This is a genomic window from Massilia endophytica, from assembly GCF_021165955.1.
GTDB classification, from domain to species: domain Bacteria; phylum Pseudomonadota; class Gammaproteobacteria; order Burkholderiales; family Burkholderiaceae_D; genus Rugamonas; species Rugamonas endophytica.
Genome location: NZ_CP088952.1, coordinates 3,370,219 through 3,394,654 on the forward strand (window position 1 = coordinate 3,370,219; position 24,436 = coordinate 3,394,654).

Annotated in this window: 21 protein-coding genes; 10 read left to right on the forward strand and 11 right to left on the reverse strand. The window is 64.7% G+C overall.

Features of this window, described 5'->3' with window-relative positions; genetic code table 11:
* Positions 1 to 11 precede the first annotated feature (11 nt).
* From LSQ66_RS15430 to LSQ66_RS15440, 3 genes are read left to right on the forward strand one after another with little or no spacing between them, the layout of a single operon-like run.
* Positions 12 to 3,161, forward strand: coding sequence for an efflux RND transporter permease subunit (locus tag LSQ66_RS15430; protein WP_231766087.1), 3,150 nt, complete (start codon positions 12 to 14; stop codon positions 3,159 to 3,161).
* A complete protein-coding gene (locus LSQ66_RS15435) occupies positions 3,158 to 4,603 on the forward strand; it encodes an efflux transporter outer membrane subunit (RefSeq protein ID WP_231766088.1) in 1,446 nt (481 codons plus the stop codon). Before LSQ66_RS15430 ends, LSQ66_RS15435 begins: the two co-directional genes overlap by 4 nt.
* A 4-nt stretch (positions 4,604 to 4,607) precedes the next feature.
* On the forward strand, positions 4,608 to 5,681 hold the full coding sequence (locus LSQ66_RS15440) for a patatin-like phospholipase domain-containing protein (protein WP_231766089.1): 1,074 nt from the start codon (positions 4,608 to 4,610) through the stop codon (positions 5,679 to 5,681).
* An 89-nt stretch (positions 5,682 to 5,770) separates the two neighbouring features.
* Here LSQ66_RS15440 and hemW read toward each other — a convergent pair whose 3' ends face one another.
* The 5 genes from hemW to LSQ66_RS15465 are packed head-to-tail and all read right to left on the reverse strand — an operon-like array spanning position 5,771 to position 10,259.
* Positions 5,771 to 7,012 (reverse strand): radical SAM family heme chaperone HemW, encoded by a 1,242-nt coding sequence (gene hemW, locus LSQ66_RS15445; protein ID WP_231766090.1) that lies wholly within the window; start codon positions 7,010 to 7,012, stop codon positions 5,771 to 5,773.
* On the reverse strand, positions 7,009 to 7,593 hold the full coding sequence (gene rdgB, locus LSQ66_RS15450) for an RdgB/HAM1 family non-canonical purine NTP pyrophosphatase (RefSeq protein WP_231766091.1): 585 nt from the start codon (positions 7,591 to 7,593) through the stop codon (positions 7,009 to 7,011). Before rdgB ends, hemW begins: the two co-directional genes overlap by 4 nt.
* A 3-nt stretch (positions 7,594 to 7,596) precedes the next feature.
* Positions 7,597 to 8,325, reverse strand: coding sequence for a ribonuclease PH (gene rph, locus LSQ66_RS15455; RefSeq protein WP_231766092.1), 729 nt, complete (start codon positions 8,323 to 8,325; stop codon positions 7,597 to 7,599).
* Between the two features lie 7 nt (positions 8,326 to 8,332).
* Entirely contained in the window at positions 8,333 to 9,265 is a 933-nt protein-coding gene (locus LSQ66_RS15460) for a PP2C family protein-serine/threonine phosphatase (RefSeq protein WP_231766093.1), read from the reverse strand.
* A gap of 4 nt (positions 9,266 to 9,269) precedes the next feature.
* Positions 9,270 to 10,259: a serine/threonine protein kinase gene (locus LSQ66_RS15465; protein WP_231770121.1), complete on the reverse strand. Its 990-nt coding sequence runs from the start codon at positions 10,257 to 10,259 to the stop codon at positions 9,270 to 9,272.
* Positions 10,260 to 10,346: 87 nt separating this feature from the next.
* Here LSQ66_RS15465 and LSQ66_RS15470 point away from each other — a divergent pair, with 87 nt between their 5' ends.
* A complete protein-coding gene (locus LSQ66_RS15470) occupies positions 10,347 to 11,237 on the forward strand; it encodes a YicC/YloC family endoribonuclease (RefSeq protein WP_231770122.1) in 891 nt (296 codons plus the stop codon).
* A gap of 86 nt (positions 11,238 to 11,323) precedes the next feature.
* Here LSQ66_RS15470 and ltrA read toward each other — a convergent pair whose 3' ends face one another.
* From ltrA to LSQ66_RS15490, 4 genes are all read right to left on the reverse strand, one after another.
* Complete coding sequence (gene ltrA / locus LSQ66_RS15475; protein WP_231766094.1) at positions 11,324 to 12,691, reverse strand: group II intron reverse transcriptase/maturase; 1,368 nt, start codon at positions 12,689 to 12,691, stop codon at positions 11,324 to 11,326.
* 428 nt (positions 12,692 to 13,119) lie between these two features.
* Positions 13,120 to 14,136, reverse strand: coding sequence for an extracellular solute-binding protein (locus tag LSQ66_RS15480; RefSeq protein ID WP_231766095.1), 1,017 nt, complete (start codon positions 14,134 to 14,136; stop codon positions 13,120 to 13,122).
* A 33-nt stretch (positions 14,137 to 14,169) separates the two neighbouring features.
* Positions 14,170 to 15,075, reverse strand: coding sequence for an alpha/beta hydrolase family protein (locus tag LSQ66_RS15485; RefSeq protein ID WP_231766096.1), 906 nt, complete (start codon positions 15,073 to 15,075; stop codon positions 14,170 to 14,172).
* 3 nt (positions 15,076 to 15,078) lie between these two features.
* The gene (locus LSQ66_RS15490) at positions 15,079 to 15,654 is read right to left on the reverse strand and encodes a TetR/AcrR family transcriptional regulator (protein WP_231766097.1); all 576 of its coding nucleotides are present in this window, start codon (positions 15,652 to 15,654) and stop codon (positions 15,079 to 15,081) included.
* A gap of 113 nt (positions 15,655 to 15,767) precedes the next feature.
* Here LSQ66_RS15490 and gmk point away from each other — a divergent pair, with 113 nt between their 5' ends.
* The 3 genes from gmk to LSQ66_RS15505 all read left to right on the forward strand — a co-directional run bounded on the left by gmk (position 15,768) and on the right by LSQ66_RS15505 (position 18,996).
* Positions 15,768 to 16,409 carry a guanylate kinase gene (gene gmk, locus LSQ66_RS15495; RefSeq protein ID WP_231766098.1) on the forward strand — a complete coding sequence of 214 codons (642 nt, stop codon included), beginning with the start codon at positions 15,768 to 15,770 and terminating at the stop codon, positions 16,407 to 16,409.
* A gap of 27 nt (positions 16,410 to 16,436) precedes the next feature.
* Complete coding sequence (rpoZ, locus tag LSQ66_RS15500; protein WP_107143459.1) at positions 16,437 to 16,640, forward strand: DNA-directed RNA polymerase subunit omega; 204 nt, start codon at positions 16,437 to 16,439, stop codon at positions 16,638 to 16,640.
* Between the two features lie 73 nt (positions 16,641 to 16,713).
* Positions 16,714 to 18,996, forward strand: coding sequence for a RelA/SpoT family protein (locus tag LSQ66_RS15505; protein WP_231766099.1), 2,283 nt, complete (start codon positions 16,714 to 16,716; stop codon positions 18,994 to 18,996).
* Positions 18,997 to 19,048: 52 nt separating this feature from the next.
* On the opposite strand, the gene LSQ66_RS15510 is transcribed toward LSQ66_RS15505, so the two are convergent.
* Both LSQ66_RS15510 and greB read right to left on the reverse strand, forming a co-directional pair.
* Positions 19,049 to 19,723 (reverse strand): transposase, encoded by a 675-nt coding sequence (locus LSQ66_RS15510; protein WP_231766100.1) that lies wholly within the window; start codon positions 19,721 to 19,723, stop codon positions 19,049 to 19,051.
* A 131-nt stretch (positions 19,724 to 19,854) separates the two neighbouring features.
* Positions 19,855 to 20,409, reverse strand: coding sequence for a transcription elongation factor GreB (greB, locus tag LSQ66_RS15515; RefSeq protein ID WP_231766101.1), 555 nt, complete (start codon positions 20,407 to 20,409; stop codon positions 19,855 to 19,857).
* A 51-nt stretch (positions 20,410 to 20,460) separates the two neighbouring features.
* Here greB and LSQ66_RS15520 point away from each other — a divergent pair, with 51 nt between their 5' ends.
* The 3 genes from LSQ66_RS15520 (at position 20,461) to LSQ66_RS15530 (ending at position 24,232) form a co-directional block, all read left to right on the forward strand.
* Entirely contained in the window at positions 20,461 to 21,864 is a 1,404-nt protein-coding gene (locus LSQ66_RS15520; RefSeq protein WP_231766102.1) for a sensor histidine kinase, read from the forward strand.
* Between the two features lie 9 nt (positions 21,865 to 21,873).
* On the forward strand, positions 21,874 to 22,521 hold the full coding sequence (locus LSQ66_RS15525; RefSeq protein WP_231766103.1) for a response regulator: 648 nt from the start codon (positions 21,874 to 21,876) through the stop codon (positions 22,519 to 22,521).
* Positions 22,522 to 22,648: 127 nt separating this feature from the next.
* Positions 22,649 to 24,232 carry a GGDEF domain-containing protein gene (locus LSQ66_RS15530; protein ID WP_231766104.1) on the forward strand — a complete coding sequence of 528 codons (1,584 nt, stop codon included), beginning with the start codon at positions 22,649 to 22,651 and terminating at the stop codon, positions 24,230 to 24,232.
* Positions 24,233 to 24,436: the final 204 nt, after the last annotated feature.

Here is a 24,436-nt window from a genome sequence, read left to right on the forward strand (position 1 = left end):
GGACAGCATCGATGGCAAAATTCTTCATTGACCGCCCCGTGTTCGCATGGGTGATCGCGCTCTTCATCCTGCTGGGTGGGGCACTGTCGATCACCATGCTGCCGGTGGCGCAGTACCCCACCATCGCACCGCCGTCCATCGTCATCAACGCCAACTATCCCGGCGCCACCGCCCAGGTGCTGGACGACGCCGTCACCAGCGTGATCGAACAGGAGATGAACGGCGCGGACGGGCTTCAGTACGTCGAGTCGCAAAGCGATGCAAGCGGCGGCGTGACCATCACCGTGACCTTCGTGCCCGGCACCAATCCCGACCTGGCGGCCGTGGACGTGCAGAACCGCATCAAGCGCGTGGAATCGCGCCTGCCGCAGGCGGTGACGCAGCAGGGCGTGCAGGTGAACAAGGCGCGTTCGAACATCCTCATGTTCGTGGGCCTTTACTCCACCGACGGCAAGATGGACCCGAACGCCATTGGCGACTACATGGCCCGCAACGTCGTCAACGAGATCAAGCGCCTGCCGGGCGTGGGCCAGGCCCAGCTCTTCGGCACCGAGCGCGCGCTGCGCGTATGGCTCGATCCGAACAAGCTCACGGGCTACAAGCTCAATATGAACGACGTGACGGCGGCGATCCGCGCGCAGAACGCGCAGGTGGCATCCGGCACCATCGGCGACCTGCCCAATCCCGCCTCGCAGACCTTCCAGGCGCCCGTGGTGGTGACCGGCCAGCTCACGTCGCTGGAACAGTTCGGCGATATCGTGCTGCGCGCGAATCCCAATGGCTCCACCGTGCGCCTGAAGGATGTGGCGCGCCTGGAGCTGGGCGGCGCCAACTACAACATCAGCGCGCGCCTGAACGGCCAGCCCTTCGTGGCCATCGCCGTGCAGCAGTCCCTCACCGGCAATGCGCTGGCGACGGCCAACCTGGTGAAGGCAAAGATGGAGGAGCTGTCCAAGTACTTCCCGCCCGGCCTGAAATACACCGTGCCATACGATACTTCGCTGTTCGTAAAGATCTCCATCGAGGAAGTGGTGAAGACCCTGCTCGAAGCGGTGCTGCTGGTGTTCCTGGTGATGTATCTCTTCCTCCAGAACTTCCGCTACACTCTGATTCCGACCATCGTGGTGCCGGTGGCCCTCATGGGCACCTTCGCCGCCATGCAGATGTTCGGCTACTCCATCAACGTGCTCACCATGTTCGGCATGGTGCTGGCCATCGGTATCCTCGTAGACGACGCCATTGTGGTGGTGGAGAACGTGGAACGCATCATGAGCGAGGAAGGCCTGTCGCCGCGCGAGGCGACGCGCAAGGCCATGTCGCAGATTACGGGGGCCATCGTCGGCATTACCCTGGTGCTGATCGCGGTGTTCATTCCCATGGCCTTCTTCGGCGGCGCCGTGGGCGCCATCTACCGCCAGTTCTCGCTGTCGATGGTGTCGGCCATGGTGTTCTCGGCGCTCATGGCGCTGTCCCTTACCCCGGCCCTGTGCGCCACCATGCTCAAACCGGTGGAAGCGGGCCACCATCACGAGAAGCGCGGCTTCTTCGGCTGGTTCAACCGCGGCTTTGCACGCACCGCACGCGGCTACCAGGGCACCGTCGCGAAGATCGTCACCCGCACCGGGCGCTTCATGCTGATCTTCGTGGCCCTGCTGGGCATTGTGGCGTGGCTGTACGTGCGCCTGCCTTCCTCCTTCCTGCCGAACGAGGACCAGGGTTACATCGTGACGAACGTCCAGCTTCCGCCCGGCGCCTCGCGCAGCCGCACCGAGGCCGTGCTGGCGAAGGTGGACGAGTATTTCCGCAAGCAGCCAGGCGTGGCGCGCACCATTGCCGTCGCAGGCTTCAGCTTCTCGGGCAATGGCCAGAACGCGGGCCTCGTGTTCGTGCCGCTGAAGGACTGGAAGGAGCGCGGCAAGGACCAGTCGGCGACTGCGATTGCCGGCGCGGCCTTCGGCGCCCTGTCCGGCATCCCTGATGCCATCGTGTTCCCGCTGAGCCCTCCGCCGATCCGGGAACTGGGCAACGCAACCGGCATCACGGCGCGCCTGCAGGACCGCAGCTCGCTGGGCCATGAAGCGCTGATCAACGCACGCAACCAGCTGCTGGGCATGGCCGGCAAGAGCTCCATCATCAAGGGCCTGCGTCCCGAGGGCCTGGAAGACGCGCCGCAGCTGCAGATCGATATCGACCGCGAAAAGGCCAATGCCCTGGGCGTGACCTTTGCCGACATCAATTCCACGCTGTCCGTCGCCCTGGGCTCCTCGTATGTGAATGACTTCAACAGCAGCAACCGCCAGCAGCGCGTGATTGTGCAGGCAGACCAGACCCGCCGCATGCAGCCGGAGGACATCCTGCGCCTGAACGTGAAGAGCGCGACGACGGGCAATATGGTGCCCTTCGCCTCCTTCGTCCGCTCGCACTGGGTCAATGGCCCCGTGCAGCTGGTGCGCTATAACGGCTACCCCGCCATCAAGCTCAGCGGCGACGCGGCGCCTGGCCACAGCACGGGCGAGGCGATGGAGGAGCTTGAACGGCTGGCGGCCCAGCTGCCGCCGGGCTTCGGCATCGAATGGACCGGGCAGTCGCTGGAGGAACGCACCTCGGGCGCGCAGGCGCCTGCGCTGTTCGCCCTGTCCATGCTCGCGGCCTTCCTTGTGCTGGCAGCCCTGTACGAGAGCGAGTCGATCCCGGTGGCCGTGCTGCTGGTGGTGCCGCTCGGCGTGCTGGGCGCCCTGCTCGGCGCCCACCTGCGCGAGCTGCCGAACGACGTGTACTTCAAGGTGGGCCTGATCGCCATTATCGGCCTCTCCGCGAAGAACGCGATCCTGATCATCGAGTTCGCCAAGGACCTGCAGGCCCAGGGCATGGGCCTGATCGAGGCGACGCTGGAAGCGGTGCACCTGCGCTTCCGCCCGATCATCATGACCTCCCTGGCCTTCATTCTCGGCGTGCTGCCGCTCGTGGTGGCAAGCGGCGCCGGTTCGGCAAGCCAGCGCGCCATCGGCACGGGCGTAATGGGTGGCATGATCACAGCGACCGTGCTGGCCGTATTCCTTGTCCCCGTATTCTTCGTGGTGGTGCGCCGCATCTTCAAGGGCAGCGAACGCCAGCGCCGCCTGGCAGCGCATGAACTCGACCTGCCGGAGACCAAGCAATGACGACGACGAAACCGACTCTCCGATCCACTGCCGCCGTCCTGCTCGCGGCGGGCCTGCTGTCCGCGTGCTCGATGGCGCCTGTCTACGAACGCCCAGCCGCCCCTGTGGCAGCCGAGTTCCCCGCCAATGCGCCCGCTGCTGGCGCCACAGGGACCGTGCCGCCTGCGGCCGATGCGCGGGCCGCTGTCGATACCGGCTGGCGTGAATTCTTCGCCGACGAGCGGCTGCAGCAGCTGATCGCCACGGCGCTGGAGAACAACCGCGACCTGCGCACCGCCGCATTGCGCATCGAGGAGGCGCGCGCCGCCTACAATATCCAGCGCGCCGACCGCCTGCCCAGCGTCAACGCCAACCTTTCCGAAACACGCGGCAAGACGCCGGGCTTCGTCAACGGCACCGGCCAGTCCATCACCGGCGGGCGTTTCGATGCCGGGCTGTCCATCCCTTCCTTCGAGCTGGACTTCTTCGGCCGCGTGAAGAGCCTGAGCGATGCGGCCCTGGCAACATACCTGGCAAGCGACGAAGCGCGCCAGGCGGCGCAGATCGGCATTGTGGCCGAAGTGGCGAAAGCCTACTTCACCGAGCGCGCCTACGCCGAGCAGTACTCGCTGGCCCAGCGCACCTACGAGGCTCGCCGCCGCACCTACGAACTGACGCAGCAGCGTGTGGAAGTGGGCGCGTCCTCCCGCCTGGACCTGCGTTCCAACGAAACGCTGATGGAAACGGCGCGTGCATCCGCCCTCGCCCTGGCCCGCCAGCGCGCGCAGGCCGAGAACGCGCTGACGCTGCTGGTCGGCGCCCCGCCTGCCCAGGCGGCAAGCGGCGTGATGGCAACGGATGCGCAGATCGATGCCATGAGCGCCGTCCCCGCCGGGCTGCCTTCCGACCTGCTGGCGCGCCGTCCGGATATCCGGGCTGCGGAACAGCGCCTGAAGGCGGCCAACGCCAATATCGGCGCTGCCCGCGCAGCCTTCTTCCCGCGCATTTCGCTCACGGCCGCCATCGGCAGCGCGAGCCCCGAGTTCTCCGGCCTGTTCGACGGCGGCAACGGCACATGGTCCTTCGTGCCGCAATTGACGCTGCCGATCTTCCAGGGCGGCCGCAATGTGGCGAACCTGAACCTGGCCGAAGTGCGCAAGAACATTGCGGTGGCCGATTACGAGAAAACCATTCAGGTGGCGTTCCGCGAGGTGGCCGATGCGCTGGCGGCGCGCACCTATCTGGGCGGCCAGGTGGCGGCCCAGCGGGCGATCCAGGATGCGCAGGCCGACCGCCTGCGCCTGCTGCAGCTGCGCTTCGAGAACGGCGTGGCGAGTTCGCTCGACGTGCTGGACGCGCAGCGCGAACTGTTCACGGCCGAACAGCAGCTGGTGCAGGCCCGCCTGCTGCGCACCACCAGCGCCATCGACCTGTACCGCGCGCTGGGCGGAGGCCTGAAGTAGCGCAATGGACTCGCCCATCAGCATCCGCCTCGGTCCGCGGGCGCGGCAGCGCATTGCGGCCGAAGGCCTGCAGGCAGCCGATATCGCCATCGTTCCCGCCGCTGCGGGCGGACCGAAAGGCCTGATCCTCAGCGGCATCGATTGCTGGATGTTCGGCGACTGGCTGAAGCAGGCGCCGCGCGAGCGCCGCCTGGTGGGCGCTTCCATCGGCGCCTGGCGTATGGCGGCTGCGGCCTTCCACGATCCCGTGGCGGCGCTGCGCCGCCTCGCGTATCACTATTCCCACCAGACCTATCCTGCGAAGATCGACGCGGCCTATGTCAGCCGCACCTGCCGTGGGCTGCTCGACGAGGTGCTGGACGGACGCGGCTCGGAGCCGCTATGCAATCCGGACTACCGGCTGTCCATCATCACCGCGCGCGGCATCGGGCCGCTGGCTGCCACGCGCGGTGTGCGCTGGCGCGAGATGGCGGGTTTCCTGCTGGCGGCCGTTGGAAATACCATGTCGCGCGCGCGGCTGGCAAAGGCGATGGAGCGCGTGGTCTTCCACGATGCGCGCGACGATGCGGCCTGGCTGCGGAAGGGCTTCGATGCCTTTGCATCCACTTTCGTGAATCTGTCGGAAGAAAACCTGCGCGATGCGCTGCTGGCATCCGGCTCAATTCCACTGGTGCTGGAAGCGGTGACGGGCATTGCAGGCGCGCCAGACGGCGCGTACTGGGACGGGGGCTTGATCGACTACCACCTGCACCTGCCCTACCAGCGCAGCGAAGAGCTGGTCATGTATCCGCACTTTACCGACCATATCGTTCCGGGGTGGCTGGACAAGTCCATGCCTTGGCGCCGTGCGCGCGATGCGGCGGTGGAAAATGTGGTGCTGGTGTCGCCTTCGGCCTCATTTGTCGCGCGCCTGCCGAACGGCAAGCTGCCTGACCGCTCGGACTTCAAGCACTATGGCCAGAATCATCAGGCGCGCATCCGCGACTGGAACTTCGCCATTGGCGAGAGCGAGCGCATGGCGGAGGCACTCGCGCGGTGGGTGGAGAAGCCGGATTTGAAGCTGGCGGGAAGTTTCTGACTGTGTTCGGTGGCGGACTCGGGCACCGGGGACAGACCCTGGTTTCGGCTATGCCGAAAGCAGGGTCCGTCCCCTGCGTCTCGTTCTAATCAACCCAGGAACATCTGCTGGAGGTCGTTGAGGAAGCGGTGGCCCAGCTCCGTGGGGCGGATCACTTGGTGGTCGAGGTAGAGCAGCCCCTTGGCTTCCGCCGCCTGCAGCTGCTTCTCGATCACGTTCATCGCCAGGCCGGTTCGCTCGGCAAAGAGGTTGGGGGCGAAGCCGTCCTGCAGCCGCAGTGCGTTCAGCATGAACTCGAATCCCATGTCGCCGCGTCCGATCTCGTGCTCTTCCTGCACAGGATTGCCCGCCGCCACCTGCTCCATATAGCTCCTGGGCTGCTTGTAGCGCGCCTGCCGCAGCACGCGGTGCGGGAAGGAGAGCTTGGAGTGAGCCCCCGCCCCGATGCCAAGGTAATCTCCGAACTGCCAGTAGTTCAGGTTGTGGCGCGCCTGATGGCCCGGCTGGGCGTAGGCGGATACCTCGTAGTGGCCGTAGCCCGCCGCCGCTGTCATCTCCGCGATCAGGTCCTGCATGTCGGCGCTGGTGTCGTCGTCCGGCAGCTGCGGCGGGTATTTGGCGAAGACGGTATTCGGCTCCATCGTGAGATGGTAGAGCGACAGGTGCGGCGGCTTGAAGGACAACGCCGTTTCCAGGTCCGTGCGCGCCTCCCCCAGCGTCTGCGATGGCAGGGCGTACATCAGGTCCAGGTTGAAGTTGTCGAAGTTCGCCTGCGCGATCTCGACGGCGCGGCGCGCTTCGCCGCTGCCGTGGATGCGGCCCAGGGCCTTCAGGTGCTGCTCGTTGAAGCTCTGGATGCCGATGGACAGCCGGTTGATGCCGCTGGCGCGGTAGGAGCGGAACTTCTCCGCCTCGAATGTGCCGGGGTTTGCTTCCATCGTGATCTCGGCCGCACCGTCCAGCGGCAGCAGCGAGCGCAGGTCGGACATGAGCCGATCCAGCGCGGCCGCGGACATCAGGCTCGGTGTACCGCCGCCGATGAAGACCGTATAGATCTTGCGGCCCCAGATGAGAGGCAGCGCCATTTCCAGATCGCGGCGGAGCGCGTCAAGGTAGGCCTGCTCGGGCACCTCGCCTTTCGCCTCGTGCGAATTGAAGTCGCAGTACGGACATTTGCGCACGCACCAGGGCCAGTGGATGTACAGGGACAGCGGCGGCAGCGCGGACAGGTTCAGTGCACCGGGCTGCAGGTACTGCATCGCCACGCCTGCGGCGCTGTCGATGCTGCGCGTGCCGGCGGGCTTGCTGCCGGCAGGTTTGATGGGGATCATTTCAGCTTCTCTACCAATGCGCGCAAGGCCTGGCCGCGATGGGACAGGCGGTTCTTCTCTTCCTTCGACAGCTCGGCGGCACGCTTGCCCAGCTCCGGAACATGGAAATAAGGATCGTAGCCGAAGCCGCCCTCGCCGCGCGGCTCGGGCATCATGACGCCGTTCCAGCGGCCATCCGCAATCACGGGCTGCGGGTCGTCCGCATGGCGCACGAACACCAGCACGCAGTAGTAGTAGGCGGACTTGTCTTCATGCTTCGCCAGCTCCGCGACGAGCTTCTCATTGTTGCGAGCATCCGATTTCGGTTCCCCCGCATAGCGCGCGGAGAATACGCCGGGCGCGCCGCCCAGGGCGTTGACGCAGACGCCGGAATCGTCCGCCAGTGCGGGCAGGCCCGTGAGGCGGGAGGCATGGCGCGCTTTCGCCAGCGCGTTCTCGACGAAGGTGAAGAAAGGCTCCTCCGCCTCCGGCACGCCGAATTCGCCCTGCGGGTGGGCGCTGAAGTCCACGGTGGCGAGCAGTTCGTTGAATTCCTTGAGTTTGCCCGCGTTGTTCGAGGCGAGCACCAGTTTCCGGGTCATGGCTTACAGTTCCAGTGCCTGCTTTTGCAGCGCGACCAGCTGCTTGATGCCGCTGTCGCCCAGGTCGAGCAGGCGGTTCATGGTGGCGCGGTCGAAGGCGTCGCCTTCCGCGGTGCCCTGCACTTCCACGAAGTGGCCGCTGTCCGTCATGATGATGTTCATGTCGGTATCGCAGTCCGAATCTTCAACGTAGTCGAGGTCCAGTACGGGCATGCCCTTGTACACGCCGACGGAAATGGCCGCGACGAAATGCTTGACCGGGATCGCTTCGATCATGCCACGCTCCTTCAGCTTGCTGAAGGCGTCGTAGGCCGCCACCATGGCGCCGGTGATGGACGCGGTACGCGTGCCGCCATCAGCCTGGATCACGTCGCAGTCCAGGTGCAGCGTGCGCTCGCCGAAAGCCTGCAGGTCGAAGGCGGCGCGCAGGGAGCGGCCGATCAGGCGCTGGATCTCCTGCGTGCGTCCGCTCTGCTTGCCCTTGGCCGCCTCGCGGTCCATGCGCGAATGCGTGGAGCGCGGCAGCATGCCGTATTCCGCCGTCATCCAGCCCTGCCCTTTGCCCTTCAGGAAGCCCGGCACCTTCTCTTCGATGCTGGCGGTGCAGATCACTTTCGTGTCGCCGCATTCGATCAGCACGGAGCCTTCGGCATGCTTGGTGTAGTTGCGGGTCAGGCGCACGGTGCGCAGCGCATCGACCGCACGGCCGCTGGGACGGGATTCAAAGCTCATGTTCTTCCTATTTGAGTAGCTGGGATGATTTCTCGATGGCGCCGCGGATCTCCGCTATCGCCTTTTCAATGTCTTCGTCGTTGAAGGCCGCGTCGCCCGGGCTCCCCTGCACGATGGTGCTGGGCGCGTCTTCCGGCATCGCCTCGGTGGACACCATGGTGGACATGGCCATCGTCGACGTGGCGATGCTGTCCACCACCGCGCTGCCCTGCCACATGATGGCCAGCGCCGTGACGTTGTCGCTGTGCTCACCCGCGCGTTTCAGGGCCGCCTTCACAAGGTCCGGCACCGCGCGCACGATGGTTTCGCCCGACATGGTGTGCAGCACTTGCTCTTCAGGCACCATGGCCCACAGGCCATCCGAGCATAATAACATCTGGTCGCCGGGCAGGAGGCTGGCGCGCCCGGAGACTTCCACGCGCGGCAGGCTGGAGGCGCCAAGGCAGCTATACAGCTTGTTGCGGTCGGGATGGCTGGCGCGCGCCGACGCGGGCACCTGGCCCCGGTCGATCATCTTCTCCACATGCGAATGGTCGCGCGTGCGCGCCATGAGCTGGCCACCGCGCAGCCAGTACAGGCGCGAATCGCCGCAGTGCGCCCAGATCGCCATATTGTGCTGGATGAGGCAAGCCACGATGGTGGTGCGCGGCGTGTCCGGCAGGTTCTCCAGGGCGCTGTACTTGTGGATCCCGCGGTGCGCGGCCATGCAGGCCTCTTCGAGAAAGCGCTCCGGCCCTTTCACATAGGGCTTGGCCTGCTGCTGGAACATCTCCGAGAAGGTCTTTAACGCGATCTCCGCGGCGGCCTCGCCGCGCAGATGCCCGCCCATGCCGTCCGCCAGCACCAGCAGCAGGGCCTCGCGCGTGTAGCTGTAGCCCATGCGGTCCTGGTTGACCTTGCGGCCGCCGATCTGGCTTTCCTGGTAGACGGAGAACTGCATCGGCTCAGCCCTGCAAGGTGTCCGGCGCGGGCTTGCGGCCAAGGCCCATGCGCTGCACCAGGCCGCGCAGCTTGTCCAATGCGCTTGGCGCAGGCGGCGGCGCGCTCTCCACTTCCGGCAGGCGCAGAAGCTTCTGCAGCGCGAACAGGCTTTGCGGACGCGCCAACGGATCGAGTTCCAGCGCCCAGCGCACCACGCGCAGCAGCTCGGGCGAATACTCGCCTTCCAGCCTGGTGAAGTGGGCTTCCATCTTGTCTTCCTTGCGGCGCTGGTCCGCAGGCTGCGGCGGCGAGCCGGTCATGCAGCAGAAGATGGAAGCGCCAATGCTGTACACATCGGTCCAGGGGCCGAGCGCTTCGGTCTTGGAATACAGTTCGGGTGCGGCGAAGCCGGGCGTGTACATGGGCGTGAGCTTGGGACTGTCCGTGTTCACGGTCTGGCGCGCGGCGCCGAAATCGAGCAGCATGGGCGTGCCGTCCCGCCGCAGATAGATGTTCGCGGGCTTCAGGTCCAGGTGCAGCAGCTTGTTCGCGTGGACTTCGCGCAGGCCGTTCAGGGTCTGCATGAATATTTGGCGAATGAATTTTTCGCCGACGTTTGCACCTCTTTGGTGCTGTTTTTGAATATGCTCCTGAAGCGAATGTCCCGATTCGTAGGCCATCACCATATACACGGTATCGTGCGCACGGAAGAAATTCAACACTCTTACAACATTTGGGTGAGAAATTCTGGCCAGGGCCCGACCCTCTTCAAAAAAGCATTTCAGCCCTATTCTAAAGACGGAAAGCTTGGATTTCTCCACCACAGGGACCAATTCGCCCTCTTGACGTAATGCGAGCGCGCTTGGTAAATATTCCTTGATGGCGACCGCATTGCCGTCCGTGTCATAGGCCAGGTAGACAATACTGAACCCACCGGACGCAATTTTCTTTACAATGCGGTAACCAGCTATTTCCAGCCCATCCGGCAGTGGGGCGTTGTTTTGTGCAGCCATATGTTCCTCGCCTCGACAACCGGATTGTGTGGACAAAACCATGTATTGTAAAGACAAAATCGGGGATATCCATTGAGCATTTCCAGCATGACAGGCTACGCGGTTGCCACGAGCGAGAGCGCAGCGGGAACTCTGACTATCGAGATCAAGAGCGTCAATTCGCGATTCCTTGACCTTCAGTTCCGCATCAACGACGACCTGCGCGCACTCGAACCCGATTTAAGGTCTGCCATCATGGCCGCCATCACGCGCGGCAAGGTGGAGATCCGCCTCTCCTTTGGCCGCAAGGCCGCAGCTGCCGGCACCCAGGCCCTCAACGTCACCCTGCTGAACGAGCTGGCCCGCCTCCAGACCGAGGTGGGAAAGCACTTTGCCGGCGCGCAGGCCATGTCCGTGGCCGAATTGCTGCGCTGGCCCGGCGTGGTGGAAGAGGCGCAGATCGGCCAGGAGACGCTGCAGGCTGACGTGGGCGCGCTGATGGCGCGCACCGTGGAGGCTTTCGTCAACAGCCGCCAGCGCGAAGGCGCTGCGCTCGAAGCGATGCTCATCTCGCGCATCGAGTCCATGGAAGGCATCGTCAAGCGCATCACGCCCCTGATTCCCCAGGTGGTGGCGCAGTTCCAGCAGAAAGCCGTGGAGCGCATGCAGGAAGCGCTCGGGCTTGCCGCGGGCAACTCGAACAGCAGCCTGTCGCGCCAGGATGCAATGGAGCGCATTCGCCAGGAAGTCATCCTCTACGGCATCCGTATCGATGTGGCCGAGGAACTGGGGCGCCTGTCCGCCCACCTGACGGAAACCCGCCATATCCTCAAGAAGGGCGGCCAGGTCGGCAAGCGGCTGGACTTCATGATGCAGGAGCTGAACCGCGAAGCGAACACGCTGGGCGCCAAGGCTTCCGTCAAGGAACTGGCCGATGCGTCGATGGAGCTCAAGCTCCTGATCGAGCAGATGCGCGAACAGGTGCAGAACCTGGAATAGGCATAGGGGCGGTCAGTTTGACTGACCGATCCCCTGCCACACCACCCGGCATGCGGGTCCGCACCGGGCGGTTCAAGAAGTTGAGGTCAGGAAAGGCGAGGCACACCCAGGCGGTCAAAGTAGGCAATAGTGAGGGTGGTTTTCAGCAGCCTGTCACTGTTGCGCCACCAGCGACGGCTATTCGCCGCCACCTGTTTTGCCACCGATGGCGCGGCCCCAAGTTTGACCAATTCCCGGTACATGGTAGTTCCGCGTTTCCAGTGCTTGAGCTGGATTGCCCGCAGCCTATGACGCAGCCATTCATCGAGTCTCCGCCAAATCTTCGGAGTTTGCGCCAAGTGGAAGTACCCCTTCCATCCCAGCATATAGATGCGTAGTTTTGCCACCACTTCCGCCATGCTGCGCCCGCCGGAGCGGCCGGTGAGCTCCCGGAGGCGTTGTTTAAAGGCTGCCAGCGGCTTATGAGCCACTGCGCGCTTCACTTGGCCTCCGCGTGCCACCCACAGACTGTAACCGAGGAACTTGCGACCAAAGGCGCTGGCCACCGCGCTTTTGCTTTCGTTGACCATGAGGTGCAACTTGGCATAACAGCGCCGCAACAGCGCCATCACCCGCTGCCCCGCCTTGATGCTGCGTACGTAGACGTTCGCATCGTCGGCGTAGCGCGCGAAGCGATGGCCGCGCCGCTCCAGTTCCTTGTCCACCTCATCGAGCATGATGTTGCCAAGTAGCGGGCTGAGCGGGCCACCTTGAGGCGCTCCATCAGTCCGTTCCAGCACCACGCCATGGTCCATGATGCCGCTGTTCAAATAGGCCCGGATCAGCCGGATGACCCCGGCATCTTCAATGCGCTTGCGCAGACGGTCAATCAGGATGTCATGATTGACCCGATCGAAGAATTTCGACAGGTCAACGTCAACCACGACTCGCAGGCCCGACTGGACATACGCTTGGGCGGCTAAGACCGCGTCTTGCGCACGCCTACCCGGACGGAAGCCGTAGCTGTGCTCGCTGAAGGTGGGATCAAGTATCGGTTGCAGCACCTGCAGGAGTGCTTGCTGGATCAGGCGATCCGTCACCGTCGGGATGCCAAGCTCGCGCTCACCGCCGTCCGGTTTCGGGATCGTCACCCGGAGCACCGGGCTGGGCCGGTACGTCCCTGACAGCAGTTGTTCGCGTATGCCCGGCCACGCGGTCGCCAGATGATGAGAGGTTTGGTTGATGTCCAGACCATCGACGCCAGCTGCTCCCTTGTTGGCGCGCACACGCTTGAACGCCCGCCGCAGGTTCTCTGTTGTCAGCGCCGCAGCAAGCAGCGCTGTCCCCGTGTTTCCGGTGGCATGCCGCGGGCATTCCGCTTCGTCGCTGAAAGCATCAGACAAGGCTTCACCTTGCCTTACGGCCTCCCGCCCCGCTTGCACGGGCATCTGACGCATGGCTGGCTGCATCGGCATATCGGACTCACTCCTTCTCGTTCGGTCCTTCAGTGGCGGAGTCGAGCCTTCCCGGCGCTACCTCCAGCTACTATGACCTCTGCTGAGACCCCGCTCCGATTTTTTTTTCGTCGCCCTTTCAGGCATAAAGCGGGGCGTCCCCAGGTAAGGGCCGCACTCCTTCATCACACAACCGCCGCATCTACACCACCGTCCTTTGACCACAAGAGCTTTGCGGTTTTATGCCCGCTTGCCCTGAGCAGCAGTGCCTTCTATGCGATTCGTGTTCCTCGGCTCATGATTTACGCTCCACGCTTCCTTCCCACGGTCGGTTACCCTTCCGCAGTTGCGCTTCGCTCACTGTGGTCAGCTCGCGGCGGGACTTGCACCCGCAGGAGTACGCCCATGCTGGGCGCACATAAAAAAAAGCGGCCGGATGGGCCGCTTTTTTACTTCCAGCCTGCCGCTTCGTAGATCGCGGGCACGGCGTCGAGGTGTTTCGCGATGCGGCCCAGGGGCGTTTTGTCCCCTTTGTAGCTGCCCAGTTTCGCCAGGCCGGGATTGGCCGATTTCGCCGTGGGCACGGCCGGCCACTCGTTGTTCCCGTCCGCGAAATACACCTGCGCTTCGTCCGAGGCCAGATACTCCAGGAACTTGATGGCGTTCTCGCGGTTGGGCGCGTTCTTCAATACGCCCGCGCCGGACACGTTCACGTGCGTGCCGTAGTTCTTCTGATTGGGGAACACGATCTCGATGTTCTCCATCAGCTTGCGGTCCTCCGGCTTCTCGGAGCGCAGCAGGCGGCCCAGGTAGTAGGAGTTGGTGAGGGCCACGCCGCATTCGCCGCCCGCCACGCCGCGCACCTGGTCCAGGTCTCCGCCCTTCGGCGGACGCGCCATATTGGCCACCACGCCCTTTGCCCACTGCTCCGTCTTCCTCTCGCCATTGTGCTCGATCATGGAAGCGCCCAGCGAGATGTTGTAGGGATGGCCGCCGTTGCGCACACAGAGCTTGCCCTTCAGGCGCGGATGGGACAGGTCTTCGTAGTTCTGCACCCACTCCGCCTTCACCGACTTGTTATGCACGATGACGCGCGTGCGCACCGAAAAGGCAAACCAGTCGTTCGTGCGCAGATGGGCGGGAATGCGTTCGTTCAGTACCGCCGACTGCACGGGCGCCAGCAGGCCTTCCGCATTGGCGCGCGCCAGGCGCACCAGGTCCACGGTCACCAGCACGTCCGCCGGGCTGCTTGGGCCCTCGTTCCTGATGCGTTCGACCACTTCGTTCTCGCCCGCCTCGATGCGGTTGACGGCGATGCCGGTCTGCTTCGTGAAGTTCTCGTAGAGCGCGGGGTCGGTGTGGTAATGGCGCGAGGAGTAGAGGTTGATGACAGGACCATCGGCGGCCTGGGCGCAGGCGCAGGCCAGCATCAGTGCAGCCAGCGCTGCAGGCTTCATCGGCGTCATGAATCGTTACCTCGGGTGTGGGCGATGCCCGCATTATACCGGCGGATGCCCCCGGCGCGGCGCTTCGCCCACCCCTTCGAACCAGTCCAGGGCCGCACGCCACAAGGGTTCGGCGTGCGCGCGGAAGTAGCCCATGTGGCCAAGTTTGCCCAGCCCTGAACGCGCGGGATCGATGTCCACGCCGAACCAGGGCGCGTTGCGGTAGCCCGCCATGAAGGCGTCGCGCGAGGCGGGCGGCGCCCAGCGGTCGTCGCGCGCATTGGCGGCCATGATGGGCGCCTGCACGCGGCTGAAGCCATCCGTCACCAGCGACATGGAAGGATCGTCGAAGAAGTAGCGCGGATAGGCGCACCATTTGCGCCACTGCCGGTAGACCTGCAGCGGCAGGTCCTCGCCCATGCCCAGACGGCTCCAGCTCAGGAAGCCGTGGCGGCGCGTCATCAACGGCCCCATCACGCGCCACATGAAGAGCACGCGCAGGCGCTCGGCCAGCGGCATCCAGCCGTGCCAGCCCGCGCCGGTGGCGAAGGTATAAAGCGCATTCACCTTGTGATGGTTGGGCAGCAGGCCGAAAGCATGGCCGCCGTAGGAATGGCCCACCATGTACAGCGGCGTGCCCGCCTGCGCCATCTCCTCCACGGCCGCTGCGAGGTCGAGCCGTGCCCAGTCCAGGAAATCGCCGCCGAAGCCGCGCAGGCTGGCGGGGGCGGACTGGCCGATGCCGCGGTAGTCGAAGGTGAGCACGGTGAAGCCGCGCTTCGCGGCGTATTCGGCGAAGCGGCGGTAGAAGCCCTGCGGCACGCCCGTGGCCCCTGCCACCACGATGCGCGCACGCTCCGCGCCTTCCGCGCGGTAGCGCACGGCCGCCAGCGCATAGCCGTCCGCCGCGTGAAGAGTGAGTTTCTCGGGCTGCTGGGCAGCGGGCGGCATCTGGCTCATGGCTTACTCCTTGCGTATCAGGGACAGCAGGGTTTCGGTGGTCTGCTCCATGGGAGCGGTGTCCTGCGCCACGCGCGACTGCAGCAGCGCGCCTTCGTAGGCGGAGATGATGAGCGCAGCGAGGCCCTCGGCGCGGCGCGGGGCATGGCCGATCTGGAGCAAGGCCGCCGCGACGCGCGCGCGCAGGGCCGCAAAGCCTGCGGCCAGGGCCTGGCGCAGCTCCACGTCCGCCGCGGTGGATTCCAGGGCCACGGCCGCGAGCGGGCAGCCCTGCTCGAAGCGGCTGCTGTACAGGCCTTCCATGGCGCGGGTGATCCACAGGCGCAGCGCGGCGGCGGCATCGCCCTGCTCGCGTTCCACGTACTGGTCCATCTTGTAGCAGAGGTACGACACCGTGCTTTCGATGGCCGCCACGGCCAGCTCGTTCTTCCCGCCGGGGAAATGGTGGTACATCACACCCTTCGGCGCCTGGGCCTGGGCCAGGATCTCGCTCAGGCCCGCGCCATGCAGGCCTTTGTGCTGCAGGGTGTGGATCATGGCGTGGACCAGGCGGTCGCGGGTGGTGGGCGCTTTGTTCATGAAAACATTCTATAGACCGGTCGGTCCAGTCGTCAAGCAAAGAGTGGGATTTGGCGATTGCTCTTGGTAAAATACGTCTTTGGGCCCTCGCCCAGGCAAAACGACTATTTCTTATGAGCCAACACTTCTCTGGCAGCCTGTTCATGGTGGCCGCTCCCTCCGGAGCCGGCAAATCGACGCTGGTGAACGCCCTGCTGGCGCAGGAACCGTCCATCAAGCTCTCGATCTCCACCACGACGCGCCCGCCCCGTCCGGGCGAGCAGCACGGCCGCGAGTATTTCTTCACCTCGCCGCAGGACTTCGTGGCCCGCGCGGAAGCGGGCGAATTCCTGGAGTGGGCCGAAGTGCACGGCAACTACTACGGCACCTCGCGCATCTTCGTGGAAGAGCAGATGAAGGCGGGCACGGACATTCTGCTGGAGATCGACTGGCAGGGCGCGCGCCAGGTCAAGAAGCAGTTTCCGCAGGCGGCGGGCATCTTCATCCTGCCGCCCTCGATCGCCGCGCTGGAAGAGCGCCTCAACAAGCGCGGCCAGGACGAACCGCACGTGATCACCCGGCGCCTGCTGGCGGCGGGCGGCGAAATCGCCCACGCGCCGGAGTTCGAGTATGTTATTATCAATGAAGAGTTTCCGGTCGCCTTGTCCGAGCTGAGCGCGATCGTCCGATCGGCCCGTTGCCGGTTCGCGCAACAAGCCGCCCGCAGCGCCGCACTGTTCGCCCAGCTGGGCATCCATGCCGCGTCCGCCGAATAAATACCGAATTGACATCAGGAGTTGTAAATGGCCCGTATTACGATTGAAGATTGCCTGCAGAATGTGCCGAACCGCTTCCAGCTGACCTTGGCCGCCACCTACCGCGCCCGCCAGCTGCTGCAAGGCCATACCCCGAAAGTCGAAGCCAAGGACAAGCCCACCGTGCTGGCCCTGCGCGAGATCGCCGCCGGCAAGGTCGGTCTGGAAATGCTGAAAAAGGTCCCAATGTAAGCTGGGAACCTGGGTTCCCGATCAGCGTTTTTACCGTGTCACAGGTTCTCGACCAACGTCACTGCGACCAGCCATGAACCTGACCCCAGCCGATCCCGGCATCAGCGAAGCGCCCGCCCCGCGGGCGCGCCGTTCGGCGAAGTCCAAGCCGGAAGCGGCCGCGCCTGCGGCGCCGTCCATCTCCACCTCTCCCCTTGCCGCCCCCACCGTGACCGCGGGCGTGGCCACCATCACCCACCTCAGCGAAAAGCTGGCCGAGTACATGTCGGAAGCGGACCTGAAAAAGGTCAAGGAAGCCTACCGCTTCTCCGACGAGATGCACCTGGGCCAGGTGCGCAAGTCCGGCGAGCCCTACATCTCCCACCCCATCGCGGTGGCCGAGATCTGCGCCGACTGGAAGCTGGACGCCCAGGCCATCATGGCCGCGCTGCTGCACGATGTGATGGAAGACCAGGACGTCAAGAAGGATGAGCTGATCGAGCGCTTCGGCGCGCCGGTGGCCCATCTCGTGGACGGCCTCTCCAAGCTGGAGAAGATCGAATTCCAGAGCCAGATCGAGGCGCAGGCGGAGAACTTCCGCAAGATGCTGCTGGCCATGGCCTCGGACGTGCGGGTCATCCTCATCAAGCTGGCCGACCGCCTGCACAATATGCGCACGCTGGACGTGATGGCGCCCTCGAAGAAGCGGCGCATCGCGGGCGAGACCATGGAAGTGTATGTGCCCATTGCGCACCGCCTGGGCCTGAACAATATCTACCGCGAGCTGCAGGACCTGGCGTTCGCCCACCTCTACCCCATGCGCTACCACGTGCTCTCGAAAGCCGTGAAGGCCGCGCGCGGCAACCGGCGCGAAGTGGTCAGCAAGATTCTCGATTCGGTGAAGAACACCCTGTCGATGGCGAACATTCCGGCCGAGGTGTACGGCCGCGAGAAGACGCTGTACGGCATCTACAAGAAGATGCGGGCCAAGCACCTCTCCTTCTCCCAGGTGCTGGACGTGTACGGCTTCCGCGTGGTGGTGGACAGCTTCCCCAACTGCTATGTGGCGCTGGGCACGCTGCACTCGCTGTACAAGCCCATGCCGGGCAAGTTCAAGGACTACATCGCCATCCGCAAGCTGAACGGCTACCAGTCCCTGCACACCACGCTCATCGGCCCGTATGGCACACCGGTGGAATTCCAGATCCGCACCCAGGAGATGCACCGCACGGCCGAATCGGGCGTGGCGGCGCACTGGCTGTACAAGAACGGCGAGAACAACCTGTCGGACATGCAGCAGCGCACGCACGCCTGGCTGCAGTCCCTGCTCGACATCCAGCAGCAGACGGGCGATTCGGCCGAGTTCCTGGAACATGTGAAGGTCGACCTCTTCCCGGACTCGGTGTACGTGTTCACGCCGAAGTCCAAGATCATCGCCATGCCGCGCGGGGCGACGCCGATCGACTTCGCCTACGCCATCCACACGGGCATCGGCGATCACACCGTATCGGTGACGATCAACGGCGAACCGGCGCCGCTGCGCACGGAACTGCGCAATGGCGACATCGTGGAAATCGTCACGGACAACAACTCGCGGCCCAGCCCGAGCTGGCTCAGCTTCGTGCGCACAGGCAAGGCGCGCTCGGCAATCCGCCACCACCTGCGCACCATCAACCTGCCGGAATCCATCAGCCTGGGGCAGCAGCTGCTGACGCAGGCGCTGAACGGCATCGGCGTCGACCCCGAACTGCCGGAGCCGCTGGTGGAAAGGCTGCTCAACGAATCGAGCGCGAAGTCGATGGACGAGCTGTACGCCGACATCGGCATCGGCAAGCGCATGGCGGCCCTGGTGGCGCGCCACATTTTCGGCCTGCTGGGCGGCGAATCGGCCAGCGTGCCGGTGGACCACAACAGCGCGGCCGATCTCGACCCGGTCACCATCTACGGCAGCGAAGGCGTGTCGGTGCAGCTGGCGCCCTGCTGCCTGCCGATTCCGGGCGACCAGATCATCGGCCAGCTGCGGCGCGACCAGGGCCTGCAGGTGCACACGGCCGACTGCACGGTGGCCAAGCGCCAGCGCCAGAAGGAGCCGGACCGCTGGATTCCCGTGAAATGGGGCAGCGAGCTCAACCGCCGCTTCGACAGCCGCATCCGCCTGCTCATCAACAACGAGAAGGGCATCCTGGCGCGGGTGGCGGCGGAAATCGGCGAATCGGACGGCAACATCACCTTTGTGGGAATGGACGAAGACAGCGAGCACGTCCTGCACCAGCTGCGCTTCACGATCCAGGTCAAGGACCGCGTGCACCTGGCGGGCCTGCTGCGCAACGTGCGCAAAGTCGCCGGCGTCAACCGCGTCACCCGCGAGCGCGGCTAATAATTGCTTAAAGGGACAGACGGGGACGCCGAGTCCCCTTTAAGAAATGTTCCTAGTTGTTCCAACGACGCCCCCGTTTACCGCCCGATGCACCAGGCACGTGCCCGCAGTTAATGCTGCCGCGCAACTCCTCGAGTTGCTTCACTGTGAGCGGGCGGCGGAACAGCTGGCGGTAACATTCGTGCCGTTCACCCGGGTCGGGAGCCAGGCCTTCATAGAGAAAATGCGGGGTGAGTAATGGATCCTCGCGGAATCCCGCATTCCCGTTATAGCTTGACCAACGGTAGAGCTCTGGCGAATCCACCATGCCCGCACGCACGGGGTTCAGCTCGATATATCGCTGGCAAGCCATCACATAACGCTCCGTTGGCACGGGACAGGAGCGGTATCGGCCTTCCCACAGCGCGCCGGTGCGGCCAGCACGGCGATTGATGTATTGCGCGTACTCCTGGGCTACCCCCTTCATTACACAAGCGATATCGGTCAGTTCGCTGAAAGAGGCCAGTACGTGCACGTGATTCGTCATCAGGACGTAGGCGTGGATGGGACAGTTCAGGCGTCCCGCAAAATCCTGAAGCAGGCTGAGGAAAAACAAATAGTCCGTCTGATTGAAGAAGCATTGCTGCCGATTGTGCCCTCGCTGGACGATATGCAATGGCATTCCCGGCAGCAGCAAGCGTGCACGACGCGGCATACGCACCTCCAGAGTCACGATCTCCATAATCATGACAGCTCATCAGTAACACTCCCTGCTGCATCTCAAATAGCGACGAAAATTTCTTAAAGGGGTCCGTCCCCTTTAAGAAACGATGGTGCCCTAGAATTTATTTCTTAAAGGGGTCTGTCCCCTTTAAGAAATTATGGGGAGGGGTAGGAAACTTCGAGGATGTCGAGCTGCTCGGGGCCCTTGGGGGTGTGGAGGACGACCGTGTCGCCTTCCCGCGCTTTCGTCAGCGTGCGGGCAATGGGGGAGATCCAGCTGACCTTCCCTTTCAGGGGGTCGAATTCGTCGATCCCTACAATCGTGATGGTGTTTTCGTCACCGTCCTCATTGGCATAGGTGACCGTGGCGCCGAAGAAGACCTGGTCGCTGCCATGGTGCACGCTGGGGTCGACCACTTCGGCCAGGTCGAGCCGCTTGGTGAGGAAACGGATGCGGCGGTCGATCTCGCGCAGGCGCCGCTTGCCGTAGATGTAGTCGCCGTTCTCGGAACGGTCGCCGTTCGAGGCGGCCCAGTGCACCACCTTCACCACCTCCGGCCGCTCGACGTCGATCAGCTGCAGCAGCTCGGCCTTGATGCGGGCATAGCCCGCCGGCGTCATGTAGTTCTTCGAGCCGGGCGGGATCGCCGGGGCCTGGGCGATGTCGTCCTCGTCCTCGTTGTCGGTTTCTTTTACGAATGCTTTGTTCATGTTGCGGGTGTCACGTATCATCCAGCGAATGCTGACCGATTGTACACATTTATGAGCCAAGCCCCTTCCTGCCTGGACGCGATCTGGCAATCCACGCGCAGCGAACTCTTTCTCTTCGATCCGGATTCGCTGCGCTGCGTCGCCGCCAATCCCGCGGCCTTGCGCCAGACGGGCTACGCCGAGGAGGCCCTGGCCAGCCTGCAGCTGCCCGTGCTCGCGCCCCTCGCACCGCCGCTGGATGGCCCGGACCGGGCCGCCACCCTGCGCCGCGCCGACGGCAGCAGCTATCCGGCCACCCTGCGCCTGCTGTCGACCCACGGCGAGGGCCGCACCCTGCTGCTGCTCATGGCCGAAGACGCGGCCCTGCAGCAGGTGCAGGCGCGCTTCGATGCCATCGTGTCCCATACCCCGGGCCTGGTCTACCAGTTCCGCCAGCATGCCGACGGCCGCGTGGCCTTCCCTTACCTGAGCGAGGGCTGCCAGGCGCTGCTGGGCCTGCCCGCCGCCCAGCTGCATGCCGAGCCGGAGCGCTTCCTGCAGTTGGTGCTGGCGGAGGACCGGCCGTCCTACCTGGAGTCGATGCGCGCGTCCGCCGCTTCGCTGTGGAGCTGGAACTGGGAGGGCCGCATCTGGATCGATGCCTGGAAGGATGTGAAGTGGATCAACCTGCGCTCCACCCCGCACAGGCTGGCCGATGGCGCCGTGCAGTGGGAGGGCATCATGACCAATATCACGGAGTCCAAGCTGGAGCAGATGGAGGTGCGTGCCAGCCGCGCCCGCCTGGCCGAGCTCACGGCCCACAGCGAGAAGGTGAAGGAGCAGGAGCGCACCCGCATCGCCCGCGAAATCCACGATGACCTGGGCGGCAATCTCACGGCCATCAAGATGGCCCTGGCCATGCTGGCGGCGCGCCTGCCGGAGGAGCCCGCCCTGCACCAGAAGGCGGCCTATGTGGATGAACTGGTGGACCGCACCATCGACGCCGCCCACCGCATTACCCTCGACCTGCGCCCTTCCATCCTGGATTTCGGCCTCGTCGCGGCCCTGGAGTGGCAGGTGAAGGAGTTCGCCAGCCAGGCGGGCCTGGCCTGCAGCTTCCAGTCCAGCGAGCCGGAAGTGGCCCTGGATGCGGACAGCGCCACCGCCCTCTTCCGCATCGTGCAGGAGGCGCTCACCAACATCGCCAAGCACGCCCAGGCCTCGCGCGTCTCCGTGCGCCTGGCGCCCACCCGCCAGCATATTGCGCTGAAGATCACGGACAACGGCAAGGGTATCGGCCCCGCCGACCGCGGCAAGCCCGCCTCCTTCGGCCTGCGCGGCATGGCGGAACGGGCGCGCGCCCTGAACGGAACGTTAACGCTGAGCCACGCCCCGGGGGGCGGGACTGTTGTCGCGATCAAAATACCCCGGCCGCGCGATACAATAAGTGGTCAAGAAGTTGCAGTAACGAGATAGCGAGAGTGCATGTCTGAGAAAAGCGTCATCAAGGTCTTCATCGCGGACGACCATGCCATCGTGCGCGAGGGCCTGAAGCAGATTCTGGCCGATACCCGCGATATCGTCGTGGCGGGCGAGGCCGAGAACGGCAGCGATGCGCTGCGCCTGTTCCGCAAGTCCGGCGCCCAGGTGGTGCTGCTGGATATCTCCATGCCCGACCGCAGCGGCATCGAGGTGCTCAAGCAGCTGAAGAAGGAGAAGCCGGAGCTGCAGGTGCTCATGCTGTCCATGCACCGCGAGGACCAGTACGCCATCCGCTCCCTGAAGGCGGGCGCGGCGGGCTATCTCACCAAGCAGAGCGCGCCGCGCGAGCTGGTGAACGCCATCCGCACCGTGGCGGGCGGCCTGAAGTACATCAGCCCCGCCCTGGCCCAGGAACTGGCCAAGCATGTGGGCGACGACCACGAAGCGGCCCTGCACGAGACGCTGTCGGACCGGGAGTACCAGACCCTGACCATGATCGCCTCCGGCATGACGGTGGGCGCGATCGCCAAGGAGCTGTCGCTGTCGGTGAAAACGGTGAGCGAGTACCGGGCCCGCCTGCTGGTGAAAATGAAGCTGAAGAACAGCGCCGAACTGACGCACTACGCCATCCGCAACCATCTCATTGAATAATTACTATCAAGGCAAAAGCCATGCCGAAAAGTAAGTACTGAAGAGCCCGCTTATTGCCCGATTGACCAGCTCAGCAGTACCATAAGATTCAGGCTATCGGTAATCTTTTGTAAAGGCAGTACCTCAGATGTCGAGCAAACCACCTGCAAGCCCTGGCCAGAACCCGGCCGACATTGCCCGCGAAGCCTTCCGCCGCCTGGCCACCCGCCGCATCGCCCCGACGCCTGAAGCCTACACCGAGATCTATTACGAAATCGCGGGGACCACGCCGCCCGCGCCGCCGCCTCTGGCGGGCACGGCCGAACCGGCCGACCCGGGCCCGGAGAACATGCTGAGCCAGTTTGCCGCCCGCCTGACCGAACAGCCGGGCGACCTGGCCGAGTTCGGCCGCCGCTTCAACCGCGCCGTCAAGGCGCGCGACTGGGACAGCTATGCCCGCGCCCTGTCCGAGCTGGCGGAACGTCCCGTCAAGCGCGGCGGCATCGAGCTGGCGCCCCTGCCGGAAAATGAGCAGACGCGCCTGCTGCGCGACCTGCTGAGCCGCACCCTCACCTTCGCCGTGGCCTCCCTGCTGAGCGGCACGCCCAAGCTGGTGGAGGAAGCCGAGGCCCTGGGCGCGGCCACCCGCGAGGCCCACACGGAGGCCGCCCTGTCCGAGATCGCCGTGCGCCTCAAGCAGCTGTGCTACCAGATCGAGCTGCGCAGCGGCGACATCGGCGAGCAGCAGGAGCTGCTGCTGCGCCTGTTCCGCCTGCTGCTCGAGAACGTGAGCGGCCTGCTGGACGACGATTCCTGGCTGCGCGGCCAGATCGACGCCGTGCAGGAGCTGATCTCCGGCCCCATCGACCAGCGCGCCCTGGAGGAAGCCACGCGCAGCCTGAAGGACGTGATCTACAAGCAGGGCCAGCTCAAGCACGGCATTGCCGACGTCAAGGCCACCGTGAAGAACATGATGATGACCTTTATCGACCGCCTGGGCTCGGTGGCTGTGTCCACCGGCAACTTCCACGAGAAGATCGGCGGCTATTCGGTGAAGATCAGCAAGGCCGAGAACATCACGGAACTGAACAAGATCCTGGACGAGGTGCTGCACGAAACCCGCCTGGTGCAGGACGAGGCCCTCAAGGCGCGCGACAATATGGTGACGGCGCGCAAGGAAGTGGAGGACGCCGAGGCCCGCATCCACCAGCTGGAAGCGAAGCTGCAGCATATGAGCGAGCTGGTGCGCGAAGACCAGCTGACGGGCAGCCTGAACCGGCGCGGCCTGGACGATGTGTTCGAGCGCGAAACGGCGCGCTCGGAGCGGCGCAACACGCCCCTGTGCATCGCCGTGCTGGACCTGGACGATTTCAAGAAGCTCAACGACACCTACGGCCATATCGCGGGCGACGGCGCCCTGAAGCACCTGGTCAAGATCGTCAAGGACACCCTGCGCTCGATGGACGTGATCGCCCGCTTCGGCGGCGAGGAATTCCTCATCCTGCTGCCCGAGACCACCATCGAGGCCGCCGTGGCCACCATGACCCGCCTGCAGCGCGAGCTCACCCGCCACTTCTTCATGCACGAGAACGAGAAGGTGCTGATCACCTTCTCCGCGGGCGTGGCCCTGCGCCGCCCCCACGAGGAGCAGACGGAGCTGGTCAAGCGCGCCGACGCGGCCATGTATATTGCCAAGAAGACCGGCAAGAACCGGGTGGTGGTGGCCGATTAGCCATGGTTCCCGCCCTCCCCGGCCCGCCTCCCGGCGGGCTTTTTCATTTCCGGGCCATTTTTTTCGCGTGAAAAAAAACTTTTTTTCGGCCTAAAGATCGCCAAAACCGGGCCGTTTAAGCGGGCGCAATCGACCTCGCTTGAGAGTGAAAACCGCAAATTTTCCCTCTCATTTCTCCCTAAAGCTTCCCCATGGGCAACCGTT